The following is a 25,292-nucleotide window of genomic DNA, read 5'->3' as shown; positions in this document are numbered from 1 at the left end:
CAGCGTCTTTGGAAAAGCCCGGCGAGAACCGGGCCTTTCATGCGCGGCTCAACCCTCGGCCTTGTCGCCGATCTTGTCCTGCGTCCTGGTCAGGAAATCCGCGGCATCGTGGCGTTCCCAAAGCTGCCTGGCCGGATCGCCCGAGGTCTTGTTGACCATGATGCCGCGCCGAACCGCGGGACGCGCGGCGATCTCGTCCTGCCAGCGCCGGACATGGCCATAGATCCCGGCATCGAGGAAGGTCGCCGCGTCGCCATAGACCTTGCCCGCGATCACCTGCCCATACCAGGGCCAGATCGCCATGTCGGCGATGGTATAGTCCTCGCCGGCCATGAAGCGGTGATCGGCCAGGTGCCGGTCCAGCACGTCGAGCTGGCGCTTGACCTCCATGGTGTAGCGGTCGATGGCATATTCGATCTTGACCGGCGCATAGGCGTAGAAATGCCCGAAGCCGCCGCCGAGGAAGGGGGCCGAGCCCATCTGCCAGAACAGCCAGTTCAGCGCCTCGGTCCGCGCCGCCGGGTCACGGGGCAGGAAGGCGCCGAACTTCTCGGCCAGGTAAAGCAGGATCGAGCCGGATTCGAACACCCGCCGCGGCGGCGCGACCGAGCGGTCCATCAGCGCCGGGATCTTGGAGTTGGGGTTCACCGCGACGAAACCGCTGCCGAACTGGTCGCCGTCGCCGATGCGGATCAGCCAGGCGTCGTATTCGGCGTCGAAGCCGGCTTCCAGCAATTCCTCCAGCATGATCGTGACCTTCTGGCCGTTGGGCGTGGCCAGCGAATAAAGCTGCAAGGGATGCTTGCCGACCGGCAGGTCCCTGTCATGCGTCGGCCCGGCGATGGGACGGTTGATGCTGGCGAACTCGCCGCCGTTTTCCTTGTCCCATGTCCAGACCCTGGGCGGGGCATAGTCGTCGCTCATGATCGCTCCTGTCGCTGCATGGCCCCAGGATGCGGGGGATGGGGCCGGACATCAACCGCGGCCGGGGACAACCGGAAGATCCCGCCCACAGGTTTCCAAAAAATAGAACAAAACATATGAAATTATATAATTGTGAGCATGATCCGGCTTGGATACGTTAGGGAAACCGCATGAGGAGGCTTGCGGTAAGGCGATATTCAGTCAGCGCGCAGCGGCGGCATCCGGTCGGGCATGTCGGGGCAACCCGGCATCCCTTCGCGGCCGGTCGCCTGGGCGATGGCGGTTAGGGAGGATGAATGCAGCACGCCGTGCGTCTGGATAATGTCGACATCAGTTTCGGCGGGACGGGAAAAACTGTGTTCCGCGCGGTTGCCGGCGCCAATCTCAGCGTTGCCGAGGGCGAGTTCGTCGCCATCGTCGGGCCGACCGGCTCGGGCAAGTCGACGCTGCTGAACGCCGCCGCCGGGCTGCTCAAGCCCTCGGCCGGGACCGTCGAGATCCAGGGCCAGCCGCTCGAGGGGCTCAACGGGCGCGCGGGCTACCTGTTCCAGGCCGATGCGCTGATGCCGTGGAAGACCTCGCGCGACAACGTGGCCATCGCGCTGGAAATCTCGGGCACGCCGCGGCGCGAAGCCCTGGAACGGGCCGAGGAATGGCTGGAAAAGGTCGGCCTCAAGGGCTTCGGGCATCGCTATCCCCACATGCTCTCGGGCGGCCAGCGCAAGCGGGTCGCCATGGCGCAGGTGCTGATCCGCGACCCGGAAATCCTGCTGATGGACGAGCCCTTCGGGCCGCTGGACGCGCAGACGCGGCTGATCATGGGGGATCTGCTGCTGGACCTGTGGCAGCAGGACCGCAAGGCGGTGATGTTCGTGACCCACGACCTCGAGGAAGCCATCGCGCTTGCGGACCGGGTGGTCATCATGTCGACGGGGCCGGACGCCAAGCTGATCGGGGATTTCACCATTCCCCTGACCCGGCCGCGGGACGTGTCCGAGATCAAGCTGTCCCCCGAGTTCCAGGAGCTGCACCGCGACATCTGGCACCTGCTGAAAGAGCAGGTGCTCAAGGCCTATGGCAACCAGAACCGGGAGGAGCGGGCATGAACAGAGCCGTCCTGACAACCCTGCAGATCCTCGTGGCGGTCGTTGCCGTCGCGCTGTGGTGGGTGATCACCAAGACCTCGATCCTGGGCGATCCGGCCCGGATCCAGTTCTTCTTCTCGACGCCCGCCGACGTGTTCTGGCAGATCGTCGCCTGGTTCAGGAGCGGCGAGATCTGGCGGCATCTGTGGATCACGCTGGTCGAGGCGGCGCTGGCCTTCGTCATCGGCGCGGTCGCCGCGATGATCGCCGGTTTCTGGCTGGCGCGCCGGCCCAAGCTGGCCGCGGTCTTCGACCCCTATGTCAAGGCCGCCAATGCCTTGCCGCGCGTGGTGCTGGCGCCGATCTTCACGCTGTGGTTCGGCCTGGGCATCTGGTCCAAGGTGGCGCTGGGGTTCACGCTGGTCTTCTTCATCGTCTTCTTCAACGTCTACCAGGGCGTGAAGGAGGTGAACCGGACCGTGCTGCAAAACGCCCGGATGCTGGGCATGACCGAGCGCCAGCTGCTGCGCCACGTCTACCTGCCCTCGGCGCTGAGCTGGGTGTTTTCCTCGCTGCATGTCTCGATCGGCTTTGCGGTGGTCGGCGCGGTCGTGGGCGAATACCTGGGGTCATCCGCCGGGCTCGGCTATCTGATCGCGCAGGCCGAGGGCATGTTCGACATCGCCGGCGTGTTCGCGGGGATGTTCGTCCTGTCGGCCTTCGTCCTTCTCATCGACTGGGGGGTGACGATGGTGGAAAGGAAGCTGCTGGTCTGGCAGCCCGACAACAATCACTGAAGGGAGGAGCAAAGATGACGATGCTCAGGACTATCCTTGCGGCGGCGCTCGTCGCGGGCGCGACGCCTGCGGCGGCTGAAACCGTCAAGATCGCGATCGGCGGGGCCAGCTGCGTCTGCTACATGCCCGTCGTCCTGGCCGAGCAGCTTGGCCTTTACGAAAAGCACGGGGTCGATGTCGAGCTCGTGGATTTCAAGGGCGGCTCGGCGGCGCTGAAGGCCGTGGTCGGCGGCAGCGCGGACGTGGTCTCGGGCTATTACGAGCACACGATCACGCTGGCGGCCAAGCAGCAGGAGCTGTCCTCGTTCGTGCTGATGGGCCGGCTGCCCGGCATCGCCGTGGCCGTGGCGCCGGGCAAGGCCGGCGAGGTCAAGACGATCAAGGATCTTGCCGGCAAGACCGTCGGGATCAGCGCGCCCGGTTCCTCGACCGACTTCTTCCTCAAATACATGCTGTCGCAGAACGGGCTGGAGCCGAATGCCGCGTCGGTCGTCGGCGTCGGCGTCGGCGCCACCGCGGTCGCGGCGCTGGAGCAGGGCCGGATCGATGCGGTGGTCACGCCCGATCCGGCGATCACCCAGTTGCAGAACCGCCATCCCGATCTGCCCGTGCTGGTCGATACCCGGAAAGCGGCGGACACCCACGCCCTGTTCGGCGCCGACTATCCCGGCGCGGCGCTTTATACGCGCACGGAATGGCTCGACCAGCATCCCGAACAGGCGCAGGCCCTGGCCGCCGCCATCGTCGAGACGCTGCAATACATCCACAACACCCCCGCCGAAGAGATCGCGGCGAAGATGCCGCCCAACCTGGTCGGCGCCGACCCGCAGGTCTATATCGAATCGCTGAACAACAGCATGGAAATGCTGTCGGAAACCGGGCTGGTGGATGCGAAGGGCGCCGAAGCGGTGCAGACGATGCTGAGCTTCAACCTGCCCGAGGTCGCCGGCGCCAAGATCGACCTGAGCAAGACCTATACCAACGCCTATGTCGAAAAGGTCTCGGCGCAGCAGTAGGCCGGTGAAACCGATGCGAAAGCCCCGTCCGCCCGGACGGGGCTTTCGTCATTCCGCCTCGACCAGCCTTGCCGGCCAGATGCCGTCCTTGACCGCGCGGACGATCAGGTCGCGGATCAGGTCGCGGATCGTCTCCAGCGCGATGGTCGGCGGCCGGTCCGTCTGCTCGCACAGATAAAGCGTCCTCGTCAGCGTCGGCGAGATGATCGGCCGCCAATGCAGCCGGCCGGACTTGATCTCGTCGCCCATGAACAGCGTCGTCCCGATGGTGCAGCCCAGCCCCTCGCGGACCGCGCCCGAAATCGCGTGGACCGAGTTCATCTGCAACTGGCTGGTCGCATAGATCTGTTCCAAGGTCTTGTGATGGTCCAGCAGCGCCCGCGCCGCCATGCCCTGGCGCAGCATGATGATCTTGAAATCCAGCAGTTCCGACACCGTCACCGGCTCGGACCCGCTGCCGATGATCTCGCGCTTGCCGATCAGGACCAGATCCTCCTCCAGGATCGGCGTGGCCTTGAAGGTGCTGGTCAGCGGCGGGTTGTAGGCCAGGCCCAGGTCGGCATCGGCCGAGGACAGGTGCAGCAGGGTCGTGCTGGAAAGGCTTTCGATCATGTTGAGCTGCAGGTCCGGGTAGTCCTCGACCACGACCTTCGCCAGCTGGACGCCGATGGCCTGGATCGCGGAATAGGCCAGGGCCAGCGACACCTCGCCCGAGACATTGTCGCGAAAGGTGGACAGATCCCTTTTCGCCACCTCGACCGTCTTCAGGATGGTCCGGGCATGCAGGTAAAGCCGCTCGCCCGCCGCCGTGGCCTCGAGCCCGCGCGGCTTTCGGGTAAACAGCGGCGCGCCGATCTCGGCCTCGAGATTGGCGAGATGATAGCTCAGCGCCGACACGGCGATCCTCTCGGCATCCGCCGCGGCCGACAGGCTCTTGCTGTCGTAGATGCTGCAGAAATACCGCAATTGCTTCAGGTCCAAGGGCGCCTCGCGCAGATGCTAATTTTTAGAACATAGCTATAAGTATTATATAATTGTAAGAACAGTCAGGCAATCCTATCCTTTGCCCATGGGATGGGAGGCCGCATGACTGCCGAGTTCAAACCCCTCGCGGGGATCCGTGTCGTTGAGATGAGCCATATGGTGATGGGGCCAAGCTGCGGCATGTTCCTGGCCTTCCTGGGCGCCGAGGTGGTCAAGGTCGAGCCGCCCGGCGGCGACAAGACGCGCCAGCTGACCGGCATGGGCAGCGCGTTCTTTCCGCTGTTCAACCGCCGCAAGAAATCCGTGGTCCTGGACAGCCGCACCCCGGCCGGCAGGAAGGCGCTGGACCGCCTTCTGGCCTCGGCCGACGTCTTCATCGACAATTTCAAGGACAGCACCCTGAAGGGGATGGGGCTGGATGCCGAAACCCTGCAGGACCGCTTTCCGCACCTGATCTGCGCCAGTCACAAGGGTTTCCTTTCAGGGCCTTACGAGCGGCGCACGGCGCTGGACGAGGTGGTGCAGATGATGTCGGGCCTGGCCTACATGACCGGCCCCAAGGGGCGGCCGCTGCGCGTCGGCACCTCGGCCAACGACATCATGGGTGGGCTGTTCGGGGCCTTCGCCGTCATCGCCGCGCTGTTCGAGCGCGGCAAGACCGGCGAGGGGCGGACCATCCGCGTCGGCCTGTTCGAGAATTGCCTGCTGCTGGTCTCGCAGCACATGGTGCAGTTCGAGCTTGAGGGCAGGGACCCCGAACCGATGCCCGAGCGGGCCTTCAGCTGGCCGATCTATGACGTCTTTGCCGATGCCGAGGGGGGGCAGATCTTCATCGGCGCGGTCAGCGACGGCCATTGGACCCGGCTTTGCACCTATCTCGGCCTGGACGACCTGCTGCAGCACCCCGAGCTGCAAAGCAGGATGGCCCGCATCAACGCCCGCTCCTGGGTGGTGCCCCTGGTCGCAGCGGCGGTCGCAAGGCGGCCCATGGCCGAGCTTCTGCCGGCGCTGGAGAAGATGGAGATCCCCTTTGCGCCGGTGGCCAAGCCTTCGGACCTGTTTCGCGACCAGCATGTCATGCGGCAGGGCGGGCTTGCGCTGTCGCAGACCCCGGACGGCCGGAGCTTCCGGGCGCCGGCCCTGCCGATCGAGATCGACGGCGCCTCGCTGGCCGGCGGGGGCGATGTGGACCGTCTCGGCGGGCACAACGCCGAGATCCTCGGCAGTCTCGGCCTGACGCCCGAGGAAATCGCCGCGGCCGCCAAGGCCCCCTCGGGCGAGGCGGCGTGACATGACCGGCCCCGCATCCGCACCGGGCAGGCAAGTCGCCGTGACCGAGGTTTCGCCCCGCGACGGCCTGCAATCCGAGAAAGCCTTCGTTCCGACCGAGGACAAGATCCGGCTCGTCGAAAGCCTTGTCGCGGCCGGCATCCGCTCGGTCGAGCTGACATCCTTCGTCTCGCCGCGCGCCGTGCCGCAGATGCGCGATGCGGCCGAACTGGTGCGGCATTTCCGCGGCCGGGCCGGTGTCCGCTTCAGCGCGCTGGCGCCGAACCTGCGCGGTGCCGAAGCCGCCATCGAGGCGGGGATCGACGCGGTGGTGATGTTCGCCTCGGCCTCGGAAAGCCACAACCTGAAGAACGTGAACCGCTCGCGCGCCGATTCGATTGCCGGGTTCCACGAGATCGCGCGCCTCGCCCAAGGGTCCGGGGTCGCGCTGCATGGCGCCATCGCCACGGCCTTCGGCTGTCCCTTCGAAGGCGACGTGCCGGTGGACCAGCTGGTCGAGCAGGCCATGCGGTATCGCGACCTCGGCATTTCGCGCATCACCCTGGGGGACACGACCGGCATGGCGACGCCGGGCAATGTCGTGCCGGCGCTCGACGCCCTGCGCAAGGCGGTGCCCGAGGTGGGGATCGCGCTGCATTTCCACAATACCCGCGGCGTCGGCCTGGCCTGCGCCTATGCCGGCCTGCTGCACGGCATCCGCGATTTCGAGGCGAGCGTGGGCGGGATCGGCGGCTGCCCGTTCGTGCCGCGCGCGACCGGCAATATCGCCACCGAGGATTTCGTCTATCTGTGCGAGGAATCGGGTTTTCCGACCGGGATCGACCTCGGCAGACTCATCGAGGCCGCCCGGACCGCCGAGCGGATCCTGGGAAGGGAACTGCCCGGCCAGGTCATGAAGGCCGGGCCGCGCCTGGCGCTATCCAGCATGGATGCCGTGCGGACCGCCCATGGCTGAGCCCTATCCCGACGCCCGCGGTGCAAGCTGGGGGATCGAGGGCGCTTCTGCGGCACGTTCCATTTGCGAACTGCGCCGGCGGGGATCATGTCCGCATGTTCCCGTTTCTGCGCCCTCGGCTGACCGGCTTCAGCCTTAGCCGAGAGATCGGCAAGCGTCCGCACGCCAAGAAAACCCATCGCCGCCCGCATCTCGGCCATTGCCGGCAGCGCCGCGGCCCCAGCCTCGCCGCCGGCGGCAGGATCCCGTAGCGGCGCGCGGCCAAGCTGCACCGCCGAAGCGCCGAAGGCCCGGTGTTTCAGCACGCCCGAATCGCGCCGGACGCCGCTCTCGGCCAGCAGTTCGGAAACCGCTCCCGGATTGGCGGCGATGCGGGGCAGGGCTGCGGCGGGCGGCGGCAGGCCGTCGAAACTCCGCCCGCTCTGAGTCGAGACCACGATGGCATCGGCGCCCTCGGCGGACAGCCCGCCTTTCAGGCACAGCGCGCGGAAATCCCGTCCCGTCAGCGCGGGATCAAGGCGCAACTCCTCGGCCATAGCCGGCGACAGCAGGCCGGCGTGGACCTCGGGCGGGTAATGGCCATAACTCGGCATCCGGCGCCGCAGGGCCGGCCGCAGGATCACGTCCCATGGCCAGCGCGGATGGCGCAGCATGTCGACGAGGTTCCGCAACATCAGTCGAAAGGGCGCGCCGAAGCCCTTGCGCTGGTTTCTCTTCGCGCTTGGGCGGCATCTGCCTGTCCACGGTCAGGACCAGCCTGTCGCAATCGCAGGCCGCGACCCGGCGCAGCAGACCATCTCAAGCAGGACGGTTGCTGTCTCTTCGTCCCAGGGTGCGGGATGGCCGATGGCATTGCGACGGTCCTCTCGGTGCCGCCGGGAAGGGTGGGCCGTTCACCGACAGCCCGGTTCGTGGCGACGGTGATGGACATCTGCCCGTAAAGTTTGCCAAACTTGGCCTCACCGCTCGACCCGGAACCAATCTGGGGGAATTGCCGCCGCATTCGACACGACCTTACGGCGGGCATGCCCCCGGCTCAGAATCCTCTCCGTCACCCGAAGTCCAGGCCCGATGATGCATCGCCGACATATCCGATCCCATACGGCGCTGCGCGGAATAGCCGCGTTGCTGGTGGTTCTCTATCACTACCGCCACGCCTTTCCCTGGGGCGCGGCCATCGACGGCAGAACCGGCTTCGTGATGAGCGCGACGCATATGGTCGACCTGTTCTTCATGCTGAGCGGCTTCGTGATGACACTCGTCTATGCCGCCGACGGTTTCGACAGCCGTTTCAGTCCGCGCGATTTCCTGCAAAGCCGGTTCGCACGGATCTATCCGCTTCATCTGCTGACGCTGGCGTGGATGTCCCTGCTGGTGCTCTATGGCGGTCCCTTTTCGGCCGAGCTTTCGCAGGAAGCGTTGCGCACGGTAGCGCTGGTGCAGGCCTGGGGGTTCCAGGACCAGTTTTCCCTGAATTTTCCAAGCTGGTCGATCAGTGGCGAGTTCGCCGCCTATCTGCTGTTTCCGCTTCTGGGTTGCGGCCTGCTCATGCGCCTGCGCCCTGGGCCCGAGGTCTTCGTCGTGCTGGCGATAGCGGGGCTCGCGGCGCATGAGATCCTGATGCAGCATTACGGGCTGCGCTGGGAACGCATTGCCCTGCTGCGGGCGGTGCCGGGGTTCCTGCTTGGATATGCCCTGTGCCACTATCGTCATTCCTGGACCGGATTGTCGGACAGGGCCCTGTCGCTGATTCAGCTGTCTTGCGTCGTTGCGCTGGCAGGCATGATGCATGCCCGTCTCGAACTGCTCTGGATGGTGCCGCTCTTTGCCATCTGCATCCTGTCCACCTGGGAGGACCGGGGCGTTCTGGGCCGCCTGCTGTCCGCCCGCGCGCCGGTCTGGCTCGGGGACATCTCCTATACCATCTACATGCTGCATGTCCCGGTCATCAGCGCGGGCTACCTTGCTTGGCCGAAGCTGGCTGGATTCCTGCCCGACACGCTCCGGCAGGCCTTGTTCGTGCCGGCAACCCTGCTGGTCACGCTGGGGCTTTCGGCGCTGGTCTACCGCCATTTCGAGGTTCCGATGCGCAGCCTGCTCCGCGCCCGGCAGCGGACTCGGGCCGGCGTGGACTGAGGTTTGCCTGTATCCGATCAAGCCCGCGCGCCGGCCAGAGGGGCGGTGCAGACAAAGCCGGCATGGCTTTCCATCCGGCGCCATTGCGGGCCTTCCTTTCGGGGGCCGGGGGCGGGGTCTTGATGCGACGGCTGTCGTTTCCGCTTGGACGGACTAAGCCGCGGTTCCTGAACTGGCCGTCGGGTCCGCAAGGTCAGCTTTGGGCGCCTTGCGTCAATCGCGATCGCCGGCGGACCTGATTGCCCTGTATCGCGGCAGGGCGCAGCGCTCCAGGACCCGGCTGGCAACGGCTGCGGTTTCCCGCCAGCCGGGCAGGGCGTCGCCGGCCCGGCGCGCGGCGTCGCGCAGCTGCGCGTGCAGGGGCGCCTCGCCCAGCAGCCGGCGCAGCGCGGCCGCAAAGGCCGGCGGGTCGTCGGGCGGCACCAGCAGCCCGGCGGCCGCGGGCACGGTATCGGGGACGGCGCCCGTCGCGCAGCCGACGATCGGCAGGCCATGCGCCAGCGCCTCGTCGAAGACCAGCCCGTGCCCCTCGTATCGCGTCGCCAGCGCGAAGATCGAGGCGCTTGCGTAAAGCTGTTCCAGCCGCTCGGCATCCACCCGCCCCGCCAGCACCACCCGATCCGAAACCGGGCTTTCGGCCAGTTGCCGGGCCAGCGCGGCGGCATGGGCGCGGTCCCAGGGATTGCCGACGATCACCGCCTGCCAGTCCATATCTGCCAGCTTTGCCAATGCCTTGATCAGCACGTCATGGCCCTTGCGCGGATGCAGGATGCCCACCGACAGGATCAGCGGCGGGGTCAGGGGCGCGGGGACGAGCCATGGCCGCTCGACCCCCGGCCGGGCGATGGTGATGCGGTCGGGCGGCACGCCGTAGCGTTCGGTCAGCAGGGCGCGCGTATGGGGGCTCGGAACCAGCACGCGGCGCGCAAGCCGCAGGTTGTCGCGCTCGGTCCGGTAGAGATGCGCGCGCCGTGCGGGATCTAGGCCGGTCTCCATCGCCAGCGGGTGATGGATCATCGCCACGATGGGCGCGCGGACCTGGGCGAGGCCGGCGGTATCGATGGCGCCGAAGACCAGCCCGTCAACGATCAGCGGGCGGTCCTCGGCCACCAGCGCCGCGACGGCCGCCGCCATCTCGGACGGGGCGGGGTCGGGGAAGCTGGCGGGCAGCTGCAGGTGGCGGACGTCATGGCCCAGGGCGCGCAGCCCCTCCAGCAACCGGCGTTCATAGATATAGCCGCCGGTCAGCGTGGCGATGTCGCCGGGGATGGCGAAGGCGGCGTCGCAGGGTGGGGTCATGGGCGCACCTGTTCGGGGGCATAGCGGGCCAGCACGCGGCGCTCGGCCGCGCCGACGCCTGCATGGCCCAGCCATGAGAGCAGCGTGACCAGCACCACCGAGGACCAGAGCATGTCGTAATCCGAGACCGAGGCCGACAGCGCCATCAGCCCGCCGATGCCGCCGCCCGTCGCCAGCCACTCGACCACGGTGACGGCCAGCACCGCGGCCGGCACGCTCATCCGCGCCGAGGCGAAAAGCGCGGGCAGCATGGCCGGGATGCGGACATGGACCATCTGGCGCCAGCGGCCGGCGGCATAGGTGCGGAACACGTCGAGGATCTGGCCCGGCGCCTGCCGCAGCCCGTGCTGGCAGGCGACGAAGGTCGGAAAGAACACCATGACCGCGACCAGCACCACCACCCCTGCCGCGCCGCGCCCGACCAGCAGCACGATCAGCGGTGCCGTGGTCACGATGGGAATGGCGCGCAGCGCGATGGCAAGCGGGGTGACGAGTGCCGAGAGCGCGGGCAGCAGCGCCAGCAGGACGGCGAGGCCAGCGCCCGCCGCCAGCCCTGCCGCATAGCCCGGCAGCACATGGGCGCCGGTCTGCGCCAGCGCGCCGGCCAGGGTCTGCCGGGTCTGGGCGGCATCCGGGGCCCAGGCCAGCGCCGCCAGCACGTCCCCCGGCCGCTTGGCGAAGAACGGGCTGAGCCCGGCCAGCCGCAGCCCCGCCCACCACGCGGCAAGCACGGTCGCGACCACCGCGAGCGTCGAGACCAGCGCCGCGCGGCGCGAGCCGGGCGCGGCGCCCGGCGGGGCCAGCAGCACGGGCGGCGATCCATCCAGGAAGCGGCGCGCCGCCGCGCCGATCAGCGCATAGGCCGCGACCGCGACGGCGGCGGCCAGCGCGGCGATGCTCCAGAGCGCGGGCACGTCCAGCGCGCGGGTGAAACGGATGGTCAGCACGCCCATGCCGCGCTCGGCCCCGGTGAACTCGCCCACCAGCGCGCCGAGGAAGGCGGCTGGGGCCGAGATCTGCAGCCCGGCGACCAGATAGGGCAGGGCGGCGCGCAGCCGGACATGGCGCAGCTCGGCCAGGCGGCCGCGGCCATAGACATGGACCAGGTCCAGCCAGGCGGCGGGCACGGCGCGCAGGCCGGCCAGCAGCGGGATCAGCGTGGTGTAATAGACCGCCAGCGCCGCCAGCGCGATCTGCGGGCCTTCGCCCGGCCCCATCATCACCCGCAGGATCGGCCCGGTCGCCACCAGCGGCAGGCAAAAGACCACCAGCGCCAGCCCCGAGACCAGCCCGGTCAGCCGGGGCCAGAGCAGTGCCACACCCGCCAGCGCCACCGCGGCCAGGTTCCCCAGCAGGAAGCCCGCCGCCGCATTGGTCCCGGTCACGGCCAGCGCCCGCGACAGCAGCCCGGCATGGGCGGCGGTCCATTGCGCGACCTCGACCGGGCCGGCGATCAGGTAGCGGCCCGCCAGGGCCAGCGCCGCGGCCTGCCACAGCGCAAGCAGCAGGATAAGCCCGGCCAGCGCATTCCTCATGGGCAGGCCGAGGCGGGGGCAGAGAGCGCCGCCCGCGCCTCGGCCTCGATGCGGCGAAAGGCGGGGCTGTCGGCCAGTCCGGGACGGCGCGGACGGGGCAGCGGCACGGCGATGTCGGCGATGATCCGCGCCGGGCGGGGCGACAGGACCAGGATGCGGTCGGCGAGCCACACCGCCTCGGCCAGCGAATGGGTGACGAGCAGCGCGGTGGTGCCCTGCGCCTGCCAGAGCGGCGACAGATCCTGCGCCAGCTGGCGGCGGGTCAGTTCATCGACAGCGCCGAAAGGTTCGTCCAGCAGCAACACCTGCGGCGCGGTGACAAGCGCGCGGGCAATGGCGGCGCGCTGGCGCATGCCGCCCGACAGCGCCGCCGGGCGGGTGGCGGCAAAGCCCTCCAGCCCGACCAGTCGCAGCAGATGCGCGACCTTGCCCGGATCGGCGTGCTGGCGGGCGAGCTTTTGCGCCAGCGCCACGTTCTGCGCGGCGCTAAGCCAGGGCAGCAGCGAGGGATCCTGGAAGGCGACCGAGATCGCGCCCCGCCGGCGCTGATGGGCCGGGTCCAGCCCATTGATGCGCACCTGCCCGCCGTCCGGCAGATCGAGCCCCGCGACCAGCCGCAGCAGCGTGGACTTGCCGCAGCCCGAGGGGCCGATCAGCGCCGTGGTCTGCCCCGCGGCGAAATCGGCGTCGAAGCCCGCAACCGCCTGCACGCAGCCGGGCCAGGTCTTGGTCAGCGCCCGGCAACTGATCCCGGCGCTGCTATCCTGCATGGACCGCCTCCAGGATCGAGCGGTCCCAGAGCGCGGGCGTCACCTCGCGGCCCAGCAGCGAGAGGGTGCGGATATTGGCCTCGACCGCCTCGTCGCTCCACCAGCCGAAACCGTGCGTCTCGGTCAGCCCCGAGAACATCAGCGGCAATTGCCGGCGCGCCTGCAATTTCTGCGTGGGCAGGTCCAGCCCGGCATCGGGAAACAGGGCGACGGTCAGTTCGGCCGCCGCATCGCTGTCGGCGCGGCACGCCTCCCACCCCCGCGCCTCGCCGGCCATCAGCGCCACCAGCGCCTCGCGGCGGTGGGCCAGGCTGTCCTCGGTCGCGATATAGGTCTGGGAATGCAGGGCATAGCCGTGATCGGCCATCAGCATGGTGCGGGCCTCGATGCCCTGGATCGCCATGGCGACCGGCAGGTCGGTTTCCCAGCAGAGCAGGCAGTCCACCTCGGCCGCGATCAGCGGCTGGGCGGAATATTGCGTGGGCACGATGCGGATGGCGTCGAAATCCACGTCGTTCAGCTTGCACAGCGCCTGCAGGACAGGGGTGTTGGCGATGGCCATGCCGATGCTTTTCCCCGGCAGGTCGGCAGGGGTTTCCACCGGATTGCCCGGCAGCGAGGCGATGGCGAAGGGGTTCTTCTGCATGGCGACGCCGATGATGCGGAACGGCGCCCCCTGCGCCACCGCCGCCGCGGCATAGTCGGCGGCCGAGATGCCGACCAGCGCCGTGCCCGCCACCACCGGCGGCTCGACCGGCGCGTTCGGTCCGCCCTGCAGCAGCGAGACCTCCAGCCCCGCCTCGCGCCACCAGCCATTCTGCAGCGCGATGTAGCTGCCGGCGAATTGCACCGAATGCAGCCAGGACAGTTGCAGCGCCACGGCCTCCTGCGCCCGCGCCCGGTGCGGCAGGCCCGAGAGGCCGAGCGCCAGCCCCGCCGCCCCCGTCTGCAGGATCCGGCGGCGTGTCGGCGGGGAATGGGTCATCGGGGCACCTCCGTTCGGGTCATGGTGGGGCAGGGGACGAACGACCGTGGCGGGCGAGGCGTTCCCTCGGCCCCGCATCCGGCGCGGCAAAGCCTTGCAGGATCAGGTCGCGCATCCGGTCCATCGGGATCGCGGGGCTGTCCGCGCCGGGGACGAGGCCGGGGGCAAAGCCCCATGCGGCGCTGCGTTCGACCAGCGCCGCGGGGCCGATCACATGCATGGGCACGTCGCGCCCGCCGTCCGGCGCGATGCGTTGCGCGGCCTGGTGGTCGCCCAGCACCAGGATCAGCGGCGCGTCACCCGCATGGCGCAGCGCATAGGCCATGACGGTCTGCAAGGCATAGTCGATGGCGTCGCGGTAATGCCGGCGGATGTTGTCGCGGTCGCGCCAGACCTCTTGCGGGCTTTCCCCGGCGACGGCCATGGCGGCGAAGGCGGAACCGTCCCCGACCTCGTCCCAGCCGATCAGCCGCGGCACCGGCACCCAGGGCGCATGGGACGAAATCAGCGCCACCTGGGCGAAAAGCGGGTCGCCCCCATCATGGCGCAGCAGGCGGTCGGCGGCGGCCAGGGTGAACTGGTCGGGCATGGTGACCCAGTTGAAGGGCAGCCCGCGATAGCCCAGGTCCGATGCGGCCAGGATGCGGTCGAAGCCCATCTGCGCCGCCTCGGGCCAGGGGCGGGTGATGGCGGGCATGACGGCCGCGGTCTGAAAACCGGCGCGCTGCGCGTGGTGGAACAGCCCCTGCCGCCCGCTGGCCAGCGCGGCCTGGTAAAGCGACTGGTCGCCCACCCAAAGCCCCGAGGCGAAGGTCGCATGCGCCAGCCAGCTTTGCCCGCCCTGCGTGGGCGAGACCAGATACCCCGAGCGCATGGCAAGGCCGGCGCGCGCCAGATCGGCCTCGGCCCGGCGCAGGGTGGCGAGATGGGTTTCGGCGTAGAAGGGGGTCGCGAAACTGGCCCGGCCATAGCTTTCGACGAAGATCACCAGCACGTCGCGGTCGATGGCACCCAGCAGTCCCGGCCGGCCCGCCATCGGGTCGTTTGCCGCCGCCGCGCGGAAGTCTTGCAGCGCGGCGAAGGTGCCGGCGGCCAGCCGGGCGCGTTCAAGCGCATAGCGCGCATTCTCCGGCCTTGGGGCCATGGCGGGCAGCAGGACCAGCCCGATGGCCGCGACAAGGGCGATGCGCGCGCCTTGCCCCGCGACGGGGCGGGCCCAGAGCCCCGTCGCCCACCACAGCGCCGCGGCGATGCCCGATGCGGCAAGGGCAGCGGCCAGGACGAGGCCGAGACCCGCCAGCGGGCCGAAGGTGCCGCCCGTCAGCCGCACCGCGGCGTCCAGCAGCGGCAGGTCCGCCGCGACGTTGAAGGGCCGCCCCAGCGCCGAGACCATGGCAAGGTCGGCAATCTTCTGCATCGCCAGCAGCGTAAGCGCCGCCGCGACCGGCAGGCGCGCCACGCCGCCGCCCAGCGCCAGCAAAAGCAGCAGCGCCGGCAGTTCGGGCGTCGGGCGGATCGCGGCGCCCGGCACGATCAGCGCCAGCTGGATCGCCAGCGCCGAAAGCAGCAGCGGCAAGGCCCTGCGCATGGTCATGGCCGGTGCCGCCACAGCCAGCGGATGTCCAGCGCAAAGGACAGCACCACCGCCGCCGTGGCGAACCAGGCCAGGAACTCGGCCTGCGCATGGCTCGGCAGCGGCGTTTGCAGCAGGATCAGCGTGCCGAGCTGCAGCACGCAGATCGCCTTGCGCCGCAGCCGCTGCGGCAGCTCGGCCCGCAGCCAGGGCAGGGCGAGGCCGGCGGCGACGAAGCCATAGCGCAGCATCCCCAGCAACAGCACCCCCGGCCCCAGCGTGGTGCCCAGCCAGGCATGCAGCGCCAGGGCCAGGGCGAAAGCCGCGTCCACCTCCATGTCGAAACGCGCCCCGAAGCCCGAGACGAGCCCCGACCGCCGCGCCAGCCAGCCATCGACGCCGTCGAGGACCAGCGCCACCCCCCCGGCGACCGCGACCGCCCATCCTGCCGCCACGCCATCCGCAAGCGGCGCCAGCAAGGCGCAGGTGATGGCCGCGCGCAGCAGCGTCACCGCGTTGCAGCCGCCGATCCGGTCATGCGGATAGCTGCGCCGCATCTGCGCCAGGATCATGGCGCAGCAGCCCAGATAAAGCGCGCTTGCGGCAAGCCAGCCCCCGGCCGCGCCGCCGATCCCGCCAAGCCGCAGCGCCTGCATCGCGAAAACGCCCATCGCGGCGCCGGCGGCGACCTGCGCCGGTATTCCAGCCGCCGGGCGGGGCGGCTGCGCAAGCGGGCCGTGATCGGGGTCGGTCATGAGAAAATGCTACGCCAAGCGTGGGTTCCGTCAAGATGCTACGGCTTTGCGCGGGGCGGGGTTTTGCGATAGGATAGTGAAAAGGAGCCAGCCGATGCGCGAGCCCCCCTTGGGTTACAGAACGCCCGCCCGCCTGTTTCACTGGATCGTCGCGCTTGCCGTGCTGCTGATGATCCCGGCGGGGCTGACCATGACGCGCGAGGGGCTGGACCGCGGCTTGCAGGACGCGCTGTTCATCTTTCACAAGAACACCGGCACGCTGCTGATCCCGGTGATCCTGGCGCGGATCGTCTATCGCCGGCTGCATCCGCCGCCGCCCTTGCCGGCCTCGGTGCCCGGCTGGCAGAGGCGGGCGGCGGCCGCCTCGCATCTGGCGCTTTACGTCCTGCTGGTCGTCATGCCGCTGAGCGGCTTCGTCCGGGTGCGGGCCGGCGGCTTTCCCATCGAATTGCTCGACGCCATGGGGGCAGGGCCCTGGCTGCCGAAATCCGAAGCCCTGGCCGCCGCCGCGCAGGGGCTGCATTTCATCGCGGCCCTGCTCTTGATCGCGGTGCTGGCGGTGCATGTCGGCGCGGCGCTGCAGCACGCGCTGATCCGGCGCGACGGCGTGTGGCAGCGCATGTGGCCGCCCGCGGGGGGCTGAGGGCCGGGGGCTGAGCGCCGTCTGGCCGGCTGCAATGCGCCTTGCCCGGCGGCACCGATCGGCAAGACTCGGCCAATGCGGGATCGATGCCTTGAAATGCGGCCGCAGCTGGGCCCCGATGGCAAGCGACTGAATCACCTGATCCTTGGGGCATCATGCATTCGCAAAAACTCTTTCGCCGCACCGTGCTGCAGGCCGCCCTGGGCGGCGGCGCCTTCTTCCTGCTGCCGCGGATCGCGCGCGCGGCGGACGGCATCGCCGGCGATGCCGAGCCGGAGGCGTTCTCCTTCGATATCCTGACCGAGCGGGCGCGGGCCTTGGCGCAGGCCGCCTACCAGCCGCCCGAGATCGAAGAGGCCGAGATCCTCGAGCAGGTGGATTACGACCGCCACAACGAGATCCGCTTTCGCCAGGACCAGGCGCTCTGGGGCGACGAGCCGGCCCCCTCGCGGGTGCGGTTCTTCTTTCCGGGCCGCTATTTCAAGCAACCGGTCCACGTCCATGCGCTCCGGGACGGCATGGCAAGCGAGATCCCGTTTTCGCTGGATCTCTTCGACATCCCCGACGACAATCCGGCGCGGCGGCTGGCCCGGACCGACGGCTTCGCCGGCTTCAGCGTCATGGATGCGCAGACCGGGCGCGACTGGATGGCGTTCCTGGGCGCCTCCTACTGGCGGACCTCGGGCTACAGCGGCCAGTTCGGCCTTTCGGCCCGCGGCCTGGCGATCGACACCGCCATCCCCGACGGGCCCGAGGAGTTCCCGCTGTTCACCCATTTCTGGCTCGAGCCGGAAACCGACAGCGGCATGACCACCTATGCGCTGCTCGACAGCCCGCGCGCGACCGGCGCCTATCGCATCGTCTCGCGCCGCGGCAAGGGCATCGAGCAGGACGTGACCGCCCGCATCTTCCTGCGCGAAGGGGTCGAGCGGCTGGGCATCGCGCCGCTGACCTCGATGTATTGGTTCGGCAAGAACACGCCGCATATCGCGCCGGACTGGCGGCCCGAGATCCACGATTCGGACGGGCTCGAGATCCTGACCCATGCGGGCGAGCGCATCTGGCGGCCGCTGAACAACCCGCCCCATACCATGGCGAACACCTTCACCGCGCCCTCGGTCAAGGGTTTCGGGCTGATGCAGCGCGAAAGGAATTTCGAGCAATATCAGGACGACGGCGTCTTTTACGAAAAGCGCGCCAGCGCCTGGGTCGCGCCCCGCGGCGACTGGGGCGAGGGCACGGTCACGCTGGTCGAACTCAGCACCGATGACGAGATCCACGACAATATCGTGGCCTTCTGGCAGCCCGCCGCCCCACCCAGGGCCGGCGACGAATACCGGCTGGACTACCGGCTATCCTGGCTCGAGGACAGCCCGCTGGCCGGCAGCACCGGGCAGTTCGTCGCGGTCCGCATCGGTGCCGGCGGCGTGCCCGGCCAGCCGCGCCCGCAGGAGACGGTGAAGATCGTTTGCGACTTCACGCCCCATTCGCTGGCCCCCGGCGACAAGCCGCATCTCAACATCACCGCCTCGCGCGGGGTGGTGTCCAACGACGCGGTCTATCCGGTCGTCGGCCGCCCGACCTGGCGCGCCATGTTCGACCTTGGCTTCGGCGGGCCCGAGGAGCTGGTGCCCCGCGACGACAGCCCCATCGACCTGCGGGTCTTTGTCGCGAAAGCCGAGGACGCGGTGACAGAGACCCTGCTGCTGCAGCTGTTTCCCACGCAGTTGCGGTCCCTGCTGGCCAGCAGGCCGTGACCTGGGCGGGCGCGCGGCCGCCCCGCCTGTAGCATGGAGCATGGAGCATGGAGCATGGAGCATGGAGCATGGAGCATGGAGCATGCGCGTCGAGGGGATCGGCGTCCAGGCCGCCCTCGAAACCCTGGCCGCGGCAGGACCGCGGCGAGGCCGGAGGGGAAGGCAAAAGGCATTGCCCGGACGCATCGTCCTTGCGGACGATCACCGGCGTTTCGGCATGGATTGCGGCGTTTCGAGGCCGTGAGCTTTATCAGGATCCATGCCCCGGCCCAGAAGGCATGCGACCTTCCCGCCGGCCCGCTGTTTCCCGACATCGCCGTCGGCGGCCGATAAGAGCCGCCCCCTGCGTCACGGACGACAGGCGGCACGGCGTCCTCGACAAGATCATCCGGTCGCCAAGCTTGCGGAGCAGGGGCCGATCATGACCGGCCTTGGGCGGCGGTCGTTGTTGCGAAACAGGACCGTAAAGCGGCAGAGCTGGCGCCTTCATGACGCATGTGCTTGGGCCCGGCTGTGCGACGGAGAGTCTTTTAATTTATCTTTTAAATCATTATTTTGCGCGGAAATCCAAGTCTCCGATTCAGGGCAGGGAACAGCAGCATCGGGTCGCATGATGGCACCCTTCGGGCATAACGCCGCCGTTCGGAAAAGCGGCGCTTCCCCGGCGCTTCCCCGGCGCTTCGACGAGGTTTCGCAGGCCCGGAAGCGATGGCGTCGGGCGGATGCTCGTCACGTCCCGCAGCAGTTGCCAGAACCTTGACAGCGGCCTTCCAAGTCAACCTGCCGGATCCCGGCGCCAGGACACGGCGCCCGGTGTCAACGCCATGCGCTGGATTCCAAGCAAACCCTTGCAATAAAATGATTATGTTGAAACCTTGCCCGCACAGTGGACATTAATCGCGCGTATAATGGCCATTGAGAGGGTTCCGTATTGTGGTAACTGATTGATTTTACGTTATCTCATGGATGCCTGTTTTCCCGCTTTGACCATTCTACGCGCGATTATTGACCATCGAAATGTTGCGTGACGGCCAAAGAAAAATGCCGCCCGGAGGCGGCCTGACGAAGTCTGGCATCTTATGGAGGGCAGGGCCGGACTGGGCCTGCCGATAGCGGGTCAGGTTCCACCAATGCTCTCGAATTGCTCTTCGAAGATTCTGCGGAACGGGCTGCCCGGTGCGGGATGGTGGAGTTCGTCGAGCAACGACCCGAAAGCTCCCCAGTTTTTGATGCGGCAGGGAGAACGCTCGGGGTCAAACCCGGTCTGAAGGATCTGCAATGCGCCGCGGATTCCCGCCACCCCTTTGGCGGTGTAGATCCAGCCACAAGTGGTTGCAGCATCTGATCCTGGACTGATAGGTCGTCGAAAGCGGCATATGGCCCGAACTCCATAGCGGTGCCCAGCAGATCCGTCACCCGGATGCTTTGTTCGAGCGGCAGGCTGTCCAGCCATACCGGACCGGGGCGTTCTGCAATCCTGTCAGCGATATAGGTCTGGAGCGGGGATCCGGGGCAGGGCGCAGCGCAGCCTGCAAGATCCTGCAACCTAGCGGTGTTTTCCGGAACGCTGTCTGCAAAGACGCCCTTGCCGTCCGCTCCACCAGGCCGATCCCGGCGGATCAGGGGCAGCCTATGTGTCGGGCAGGACCGGATCGGCTTCAGCCGCCAGATCAGCCGTTCGCGCCGGTGGATGGCAATATCCTGACCTACCGCCATAGCGATCGCATCGTCCTCGGCCAGGCAGGCCGGACAAAAGCGCAGATCCTGCTGCGGGCGCAGGCTGTCGATCAGGATCTCCTCACCGAGCCGCCAGCTCCGGCAGGTGTTCCGCATCAGGGTGTTGCGCAGCACCGGTCCCGGATCCTGCCCGGCGGTTGCGCACAGGCGGGCCACCTCATCCGGATCGCCGATGGACAGAACGAAAGGATCGAGGCCGAGATCACGCAGGAAGGTTCCGATGGGGCCGCGGATATGGAAAGCGGCCATGCGGGCCGCCCAGGACCAATGGGTCTCATCCGCCCGGAACGGCAGCAGGGGGAAAAGGCGGGCCATGCTCATGCCCCGCCGCCGCCGGGCCCGCGCGCGAGCAGGCGGATCGTCGGCCTCGTTCCGGTCGGGGTCGATCTGCGGCCAATCCGGGGCGAGGAAGACATTGCCGCCGGGCGGGCAGCCCTCCTGCATCGCCCAGAATTCCGCAAAATGGGCGATGTCCAGACGGGATGCCCCCGCCTCCAGGGCAAACTCGATCGCACCGACCAGGGTCTCGATGCAGCGGCCAAAGCGATAGCGCGCGCCATGAAACAGGCGCAGGATCAGATCACCGTCAAGCGGCGGCTCAAGCCCCGCAATCCGGCAATATTCCCGGACTACCCCGGAGAAGCTTGCCCCATCCGTCACCTCCGAGACCGGCGGCAGGATCAGCGTCGAAAGCCGACGCTGGACCTGAGGATCGGAACGGACGATCTCGTGCAGCCTCTCGGTGCCGGACAGGATCGGGATGACGGCCTCGTCCCCCTGCATGAGGGATTTGAGGGCGCGCAGGATCAGGTGGCGATCGGCGCAAAACAGGTCATGCGCCTCGTCGATCCACAGAACCGTGATACCCAGATCCTTGAGCCGACCCCGGAGGGTTTCCCAAAGGCCCCAGCCTTCGCGGTTGGCGGTGATCACCGGGTAACCGCTGCGCTGCAACAGCGCAGCGGTCATGCTCTTGAAGGTGGCGGGGCTGGGCACGCTGGCATCGAGATAGTGCCGCCCCGTCGCTCCGGACAGAACCGGGTGCCGTTCCAGGGCGCGGGAGATCAGCGTGGTCTTGCCGCCACCGGCACCATCCACCACCATCACGCCGTGGGTCTCTCGCCCCGCGGAAAAGCGCTGCGGCTCGGGCAAGAGGTTGCCCGCCTCATCCCGACACAACAGCCGGTCGAGATGGGTGATGAATGCGGCGTCCCTTGGCGTATCGACGCGGAGTTTGCGCAGTTTCTGAAGGATCCGGGCGGCCTCGGTGGGATTGGGCATGGGGTTACTCCATGATGGACCAGGGTTGCGCTGCGGGGGCCGCATCGGGCAGGTCGGGTTGCGTGGGGGCAGGATCAGTGGCCGGCATCACCGGCAAGGTCGCCGGGCGCGGCGCCTGCGCTTCCGGGTCCGGAATGGAACGGCCAAGGCCATCAGCAGCCGCAGGCCGCGCCGGTTTGTCGCCACCCGCATTGAAGCCGATATAGAGGCTGGCTTCCAAATCCCGGATCCGCTCCGGACTCCATTCATCGACCAGAAGCCCGGCCATCCGGGTCGCCGCGCTGCTGCGGCTTTCGATCGCCGTGATCGCGGCATGGATCATCTGGCGGTCATAGGATTTGCGACCGGCATTTGCGGCTTTCAACTCCCGGGTTGCGGCGACCCATTGGCGGGCAGATACACCATCGAAACCGGGCAGGACCGTGCCGACCTCGAACTTCTGCTCTCCGGCATAGACGGTCACCGTGCCGATATCGTCGGGATGCCAGCGGACCTCGACATTGCGCTCTTCCCGGTTCGTCATCAGCCGTGCCAGCGCCTCGGAATGATAGCGCAGACCCAGGACGGTCACGCCCTCCCGGGACAGTTTGCGGGGCAGCCGCTCACCGAAGATGACGCGATGCAGCCCCATATCGGGCGGAGGCTGCACACCCCATTCGGCGGCCAGCCGGCGCCAGCAATTAAGCGGGGTTTCCCCGCCCAGACCGGCATGCGAGGTATTGTGGTAAATGTCGACGATCCAGCGCACCAGGCAGAATGCCAGATCATCGAAGGTCAGCGCGGCGCGCGCTTCCGGGTCGGCGTTTCCCCTTTCGCGGATACTGCCGAAGGTGCGGCCCGGCAAGCGGGGCAGCACGCCGGTATTGAGGCTGTCGAAGAAGCGCTCATTGCGGGCCCGCATCTGGGCCATCCCGGCAGGCGCCCGCAGCGTGGTGATGCCCAGATCCGCGCAGGCCGTCCGGAAAAGCTCGGACTTGAAGGCCGCGCCATTGTCGGTGACGATCAGGACAGGCGTGCCATGCATGTCCCAGAACCCAAGGGAACCGGCCGCATCGGCCCATTTTCCCTTGTCGCGCAGGATCATCTGCAGCACTTGCACAGAGGCCTTTTCCTTGGCCGAGCGCGAGAAGGCCATGCCAAGGATGCAGCGCGTCGTGGCACAGATGGCGACGGTCACGAACCAGCGCGCCTTGCTGCCATCCAGGCCGAGGATCTTGCGCTCCTCCTCGGTCAGGAGTGCCAGCAGCCCCCAGGACTTCGTCAGCGAGATGATGTCGATGGTGTTTTCATCGATTTCCACCCGCTCGAGCGGACGGGTCAGGCGCAGGCCTTCACCCACCGGCATGAATTTCTTGCGCGCCTCCTCGATTCCGTCACGGGCAACCGCAACCTCGAACGGATCGAGCATGTGGATCGCCCGGCGCACGGTTTCATAACTGGGAATGGGAAAGGGGTGCAGCCCCTCCGCCACCCGGGCCTCGTTGCGAGCGTCGAAGGCGACGCTGACGTTTTCGTGGATCGTCTTCATGCTCGGCCGGTCTTCGCTGGCATAGCGCCGGACCTCGCCCATCATCAGGGCAAGCTGTTCGGGACCCATCAGGCGGTTGCGGTTCCCGCGCCGGTTCATGGCGTCGACGAGGCAGCCAATCCCCGATGCCCGATGATCCGCGTGCCACCGGCGCAGTGTTCTGGGCGACGGATCCTTGTTGAAGTCCTGCGATTGCTGGACGTTTTCGCCGCCCCGAAACTGCGCCGCGTAATCCATGGCGCGGCCACGCAACTCGAACCGGTTGGCCAGAATGGCCGCGTCGGTGCGGTTGATGCGCTTCTCGCGCTCCATCTCCAGGAATGCTTCGATATAGGCGTTCTTCTTCGTCAGCCGAGCGGCCGATTTCGCCTCCAGTTCCGAGATCAGCACATCTCCGGTGAGGAGACGGCGCTTTGCGATCTCGGGGGCATGGAAATTATGCTCGACCCGGATACGCTTCATCGACCCCAGGCGGCTCAGCTCCTGATGCGTGAAGCTGCCGCAGCGGCCGGAACCGTCATCCAGTTCTAGCAGCCAGCCTTCTTCGTTCCGGCTATGGGGCAGGGTCCTGTAGGTCTGACCTTCGATGGTGATGCGATCATATTTGCCGAAGGCATAATGGTGGCGGTCGGCATCAAAGCTGAGATTGTGCATATGCATCAGAGGTCGCTCCTCTTGTAGGCCAACGTGGCCGGAGTAATGCGTTCATTCTGAACGGGGCGAAGCTGACCGCTGCGGACAAGCCGCAGCAGGGCCCGGAAGCCCGCGGCACCGCAGCCGGTCCTGGCGGAGAGATCCGCAAGAGAGGCGGTGCCGGTCATCTCGGACAGAACCTGGGCAGCGGCGGCATCGGCCGGCGGATCACCAGCGCGAACGCCGTGAAGGAGCCAGGCGTTGTGCAGCTCCACCGGGTCGAGATCCGCGTCGGTCAGCAGGCGGACGTCATCGGCGAAGCGGCTGCTGCGCTCCTGGTCCGCGATCCGCGCCATCTGCCGGCCGAAGCGGCCGCCTGTCCGTGCGACGAGACGGATGGCGCAGGCGATCCGGGTTCCGTCCGTTCTGGTGATGAACAGGTCGAAGTAATGGGTGCGATATTCGCCATGCTCGTCGAACCAGTCGAAACCCACCTGTTCGCGCAGGTCGGCGATGTCGGGGCGGAGCGACAGACAAAGGCACCAGCAGAGTTCGAGATGGCTCTCGACTTGCACGACCCGGGCCGGCGCCGGAAGCGGTGCCGCGGCCGGAGCCGTCGCCGATGACGAGATGGCCGCAGAAATGGGCCTTGGAACTGAGCGTCACGGAACGCTGCGCGGAGCTGGGCAGAGGCGTAGTGAATCCGCCAGGGCTTTCTTCGATGGGATAGTGCATTGGGGTTTCCTCACGGGATATCGGTTCCCGCCCGGCCTGGGCAGAAGCGGTCGCGCGTCGGACCGGCCAGGGCCGAGTCCGGGAGCCGCTTTCCGGGGCGCGGGCATAAGGGGACCGTTCCCAACCGGTCCCGTTCAGGGATTAGGCCGGGCCAGGCGCTCTGCCGAGCCGGAAGGCGCATATGGGGAGGAGGGCCGCCGTCCATGCAGATTCCTTGCGGCGGGCCGCGGAATCTGCTAGAGAACGTAGTATCAGTTGGTGGACTACGGTCTGCCTTGAACGATTGCACCGGGATGTTGGCGCATTCCGGTGCTCGTTTTTCCAGGATTAGTTCTTCATGGTTTTGTCCCTTCGTTTGCAGCCCGAAAGCGGCGGCACTCTATCGCATTTCGCATTCATGTAAAATAATATCAATTATTACAACGCGTTACTGGAAATCTGGGAACTCCCCCGATTTTCGCACAACCCTTCCGACCAGGAAGGGAAGGTCTTGTAGACAGGCACTTCCAACCCACGACAGCCGGTTCCTCCACGCCGTTCGGGAGCGGACGCAGAGCTTTGCGAAACGGCGGGGCCGGTTCACAAAGTTTCAAGCACAGTCAGCGAGGGTGGCGTCTCGGAGCCATCGGAATGTCCCGGCACGGCCTGTCCAAAGACGAGCGATTCGGTGACTGTTGCGAGGGTCCGGGAACATCCAGCTGAACGAGCCCTACGTCCAATCCGAGAAGGATCAGCGTATGAGCCGCAGAGCGGCAGGGGCGATATGAGGGAGCGTGTTCAGCATCATGGGCACAGCTTATCGGCGGGCGAGGGAGCTCCGCAACTGTGAAAATTTGGACGTAGATCGGTCGAATAGTAGGTTTGTTGCAAAAAT

19 protein-coding genes and 1 pseudogene are annotated in these 25,292 nt (G+C 67.7%); 8 read left to right on the top strand and 12 right to left on the bottom strand.

The window, feature by feature from the left end; all coding sequences use genetic code 11:
* Positions 1 to 48: 48 nt before the first annotated feature.
* Positions 49 to 924, bottom strand: coding sequence for a glutathione-dependent disulfide-bond oxidoreductase (yghU, locus tag E3U25_RS13830; RefSeq protein WP_116222792.1), 876 nt, complete (start codon positions 922 to 924; stop codon positions 49 to 51).
* Between the two features lie 296 nt (positions 925 to 1,220).
* On the opposite strand from yghU, the gene E3U25_RS13825 reads away from it, so the two are divergent.
* Genes E3U25_RS13825 through E3U25_RS13815 form a run of 3 tightly spaced genes read left to right on the top strand, consistent with a single transcriptional unit; the run spans position 1,221 to position 3,822 of the window.
* Positions 1,221 to 2,030, top strand: a complete 810-nt coding sequence (locus E3U25_RS13825; RefSeq protein ID WP_116222791.1) for an ABC transporter ATP-binding protein — start codon at positions 1,221 to 1,223, stop codon at positions 2,028 to 2,030.
* Positions 2,027 to 2,806, top strand: a complete 780-nt coding sequence (locus E3U25_RS13820; RefSeq protein ID WP_036759619.1) for an ABC transporter permease — start codon at positions 2,027 to 2,029, stop codon at positions 2,804 to 2,806. The genes E3U25_RS13825 and E3U25_RS13820 overlap by 4 nt, the downstream gene beginning before the upstream one ends.
* A gap of 14 nt (positions 2,807 to 2,820) precedes the next feature.
* Positions 2,821 to 3,822, top strand: coding sequence for an ABC transporter substrate-binding protein (locus E3U25_RS13815; RefSeq protein ID WP_036759617.1), 1,002 nt, complete (start codon positions 2,821 to 2,823; stop codon positions 3,820 to 3,822).
* A 48-nt stretch (positions 3,823 to 3,870) separates the two neighbouring features.
* Here the strand turns inward: E3U25_RS13815 and E3U25_RS13810 are convergent, their stop codons facing one another.
* Positions 3,871 to 4,803, bottom strand: coding sequence for a LysR family transcriptional regulator (locus tag E3U25_RS13810; RefSeq protein ID WP_072463991.1), 933 nt, complete (start codon positions 4,801 to 4,803; stop codon positions 3,871 to 3,873).
* A gap of 105 nt (positions 4,804 to 4,908) precedes the next feature.
* Between E3U25_RS13810 and E3U25_RS13805 the strand changes: the two genes are divergently transcribed.
* Together E3U25_RS13805 and E3U25_RS13800 are read left to right on the top strand one after the other, a co-directional pair.
* Positions 4,909 to 6,096 (top strand): CaiB/BaiF CoA transferase family protein, encoded by a 1,188-nt coding sequence (locus tag E3U25_RS13805; RefSeq protein WP_036759613.1) that lies wholly within the window; start codon positions 4,909 to 4,911, stop codon positions 6,094 to 6,096.
* A gap of 1 nt (position 6,097) precedes the next feature.
* Complete coding sequence (locus E3U25_RS13800; RefSeq protein ID WP_116222790.1) at positions 6,098 to 7,051, top strand: hydroxymethylglutaryl-CoA lyase; 954 nt, start codon at positions 6,098 to 6,100, stop codon at positions 7,049 to 7,051.
* A 194-nt stretch (positions 7,052 to 7,245) separates the two neighbouring features.
* On the opposite strand, the pseudogene E3U25_RS25070 reads toward E3U25_RS13800, so the two are convergent.
* A pseudogene (locus E3U25_RS25070) lies at positions 7,246 to 7,725 on the bottom strand (alpha-hydroxy-acid oxidizing protein); the annotation flags it as partial.
* 397 nt (positions 7,726 to 8,122) lie between these two features.
* Here E3U25_RS25070 and E3U25_RS13795 point away from each other — a divergent pair.
* Positions 8,123 to 9,187 carry an acyltransferase family protein gene (locus E3U25_RS13795; RefSeq protein WP_116222788.1) on the top strand — a complete coding sequence of 355 codons (1,065 nt, stop codon included), beginning with the start codon at positions 8,123 to 8,125 and terminating at the stop codon, positions 9,185 to 9,187.
* A gap of 213 nt (positions 9,188 to 9,400) precedes the next feature.
* On the opposite strand, the gene E3U25_RS13790 is transcribed toward E3U25_RS13795, so the two are convergent.
* Genes E3U25_RS13790 through E3U25_RS13765 form a run of 6 tightly spaced genes read right to left on the bottom strand, consistent with a single transcriptional unit; the run spans position 9,401 to position 16,104 of the window.
* Positions 9,401 to 10,486, bottom strand: coding sequence for a glycosyltransferase family 4 protein (locus tag E3U25_RS13790; RefSeq protein WP_116222787.1), 1,086 nt, complete (start codon positions 10,484 to 10,486; stop codon positions 9,401 to 9,403).
* Entirely contained in the window at positions 10,483 to 12,021 is a 1,539-nt protein-coding gene (locus E3U25_RS13785; RefSeq protein WP_116222786.1) for an ABC transporter permease, read from the bottom strand. The genes E3U25_RS13790 and E3U25_RS13785 overlap by 4 nt, the downstream gene beginning before the upstream one ends.
* Positions 12,018 to 12,791: an ABC transporter ATP-binding protein gene (locus E3U25_RS13780; RefSeq protein ID WP_116222785.1), complete on the bottom strand. Its 774-nt coding sequence runs from the start codon at positions 12,789 to 12,791 to the stop codon at positions 12,018 to 12,020. The genes E3U25_RS13785 and E3U25_RS13780 overlap by 4 nt, the downstream gene beginning before the upstream one ends.
* Entirely contained in the window at positions 12,781 to 13,776 is a 996-nt protein-coding gene (locus tag E3U25_RS13775; protein ID WP_116222784.1) for an ABC transporter substrate-binding protein, read from the bottom strand. The genes E3U25_RS13780 and E3U25_RS13775 overlap by 11 nt, the downstream gene beginning before the upstream one ends.
* Before the next feature lie 19 nt (positions 13,777 to 13,795).
* Entirely contained in the window at positions 13,796 to 15,370 is a 1,575-nt protein-coding gene (locus E3U25_RS13770; protein ID WP_116222783.1) for a sulfatase-like hydrolase/transferase, read from the bottom strand.
* Positions 15,367 to 16,104 (bottom strand): CDP-alcohol phosphatidyltransferase family protein, encoded by a 738-nt coding sequence (locus E3U25_RS13765; RefSeq protein WP_116222782.1) that lies wholly within the window; start codon positions 16,102 to 16,104, stop codon positions 15,367 to 15,369. Before E3U25_RS13765 ends, E3U25_RS13770 begins: the two co-directional genes overlap by 4 nt.
* 94 nt (positions 16,105 to 16,198) lie before the next feature.
* Between E3U25_RS13765 and E3U25_RS13760 the strand changes: the two genes are divergently transcribed.
* On the top strand, positions 16,199 to 16,747 hold the full coding sequence (locus tag E3U25_RS13760; RefSeq protein ID WP_072464007.1) for a cytochrome b: 549 nt from the start codon (positions 16,199 to 16,201) through the stop codon (positions 16,745 to 16,747).
* A gap of 155 nt (positions 16,748 to 16,902) precedes the next feature.
* Positions 16,903 to 18,504: an OpgD/OpgG family glucan biosynthesis protein gene (locus E3U25_RS13755; protein WP_116222781.1), complete on the top strand. Its 1,602-nt coding sequence runs from the start codon at positions 16,903 to 16,905 to the stop codon at positions 18,502 to 18,504.
* Between the two features lie 1,077 nt (positions 18,505 to 19,581).
* Here the strand turns inward: E3U25_RS13755 and E3U25_RS13750 are convergent.
* From E3U25_RS13750 to E3U25_RS13740, 3 genes are read right to left on the bottom strand one after another with little or no spacing between them, the layout of a single operon-like run.
* A complete protein-coding gene (locus tag E3U25_RS13750) occupies positions 19,582 to 21,522 on the bottom strand; it encodes a TniQ family protein (protein WP_116222605.1) in 1,941 nt (646 codons plus the stop codon).
* 4 nt (positions 21,523 to 21,526) lie between these two features.
* The gene (locus E3U25_RS13745; protein WP_116222780.1) at positions 21,527 to 23,710 is read right to left on the bottom strand and encodes a Mu transposase C-terminal domain-containing protein; all 2,184 of its coding nucleotides are present in this window, start codon (positions 23,708 to 23,710) and stop codon (positions 21,527 to 21,529) included.
* The gene (locus E3U25_RS13740) at positions 23,710 to 24,258 is read right to left on the bottom strand and encodes a hypothetical protein (protein WP_116222779.1); all 549 of its coding nucleotides are present in this window, start codon (positions 24,256 to 24,258) and stop codon (positions 23,710 to 23,712) included. The genes E3U25_RS13745 and E3U25_RS13740 overlap by 1 nt, the downstream gene beginning before the upstream one ends.
* Between the last annotated feature and the right edge of the window lie 1,034 nt (positions 24,259 to 25,292).

Origin of the sequence: Paracoccus versutus (assembly GCF_029909795.1) — a bacterium.
GTDB lineage: Bacteria > Pseudomonadota > Alphaproteobacteria > Rhodobacterales > Rhodobacteraceae > Paracoccus > Paracoccus versutus.
Note: the sequence above shows the minus strand (reverse complement) of the source record. Positions and strands in the feature narration are given on the sequence as shown.

Bases quoted from the DNA above. Each gene is read 5' to 3' on its own strand.
- yghU (WP_116222792.1), bottom strand. From the start codon at position 924: ATGAGCGACGACTATGCCCCGCCCAGGGTCTGGACATGGGACAAGGAA.
- E3U25_RS13825 (WP_116222791.1), top strand. From the start codon at position 1,221: ATGCAGCACGCCGTGCGTCTGGATAATGTCGACATCAGTTTCGGCGGG.
- E3U25_RS13820 (WP_036759619.1), top strand. From the start codon at position 2,027: ATGAACAGAGCCGTCCTGACAACCCTGCAGATCCTCGTGGCGGTCGTT.
- E3U25_RS13815 (WP_036759617.1), top strand. From the start codon at position 2,821: ATGACGATGCTCAGGACTATCCTTGCGGCGGCGCTCGTCGCGGGCGCG.
- E3U25_RS13805 (WP_036759613.1), top strand. From the start codon at position 4,909: ATGACTGCCGAGTTCAAACCCCTCGCGGGGATCCGTGTCGTTGAGATG.
- E3U25_RS13800 (WP_116222790.1), top strand. From the start codon at position 6,098: ATGACCGGCCCCGCATCCGCACCGGGCAGGCAAGTCGCCGTGACCGAG.
- E3U25_RS13795 (WP_116222788.1), top strand. From the start codon at position 8,123: ATGATGCATCGCCGACATATCCGATCCCATACGGCGCTGCGCGGAATA.
- E3U25_RS13790 (WP_116222787.1), bottom strand. From the start codon at position 10,486: ATGACCCCACCCTGCGACGCCGCCTTCGCCATCCCCGGCGACATCGCC.
- E3U25_RS13785 (WP_116222786.1), bottom strand. From the start codon at position 12,021: ATGAGGAATGCGCTGGCCGGGCTTATCCTGCTGCTTGCGCTGTGGCAG.
- E3U25_RS13780 (WP_116222785.1), bottom strand. From the start codon at position 12,791: ATGCAGGATAGCAGCGCCGGGATCAGTTGCCGGGCGCTGACCAAGACC.
- E3U25_RS13775 (WP_116222784.1), bottom strand. From the start codon at position 13,776: ATGACCCATTCCCCGCCGACACGCCGCCGGATCCTGCAGACGGGGGCG.
- E3U25_RS13770 (WP_116222783.1), bottom strand. From the start codon at position 15,370: ATGACCATGCGCAGGGCCTTGCCGCTGCTGCTTTCGGCGCTGGCGATC.
- E3U25_RS13765 (WP_116222782.1), bottom strand. From the start codon at position 16,104: ATGACCGACCCCGATCACGGCCCGCTTGCGCAGCCGCCCCGCCCGGCG.
- E3U25_RS13760 (WP_072464007.1), top strand. From the start codon at position 16,199: ATGCGCGAGCCCCCCTTGGGTTACAGAACGCCCGCCCGCCTGTTTCAC.
- E3U25_RS13755 (WP_116222781.1), top strand. From the start codon at position 16,903: ATGCATTCGCAAAAACTCTTTCGCCGCACCGTGCTGCAGGCCGCCCTG.
- E3U25_RS13750 (WP_116222605.1), bottom strand. From the start codon at position 21,522: ATGCCCAATCCCACCGAGGCCGCCCGGATCCTTCAGAAACTGCGCAAA.
- E3U25_RS13745 (WP_116222780.1), bottom strand. From the start codon at position 23,710: ATGCATATGCACAATCTCAGCTTTGATGCCGACCGCCACCATTATGCC.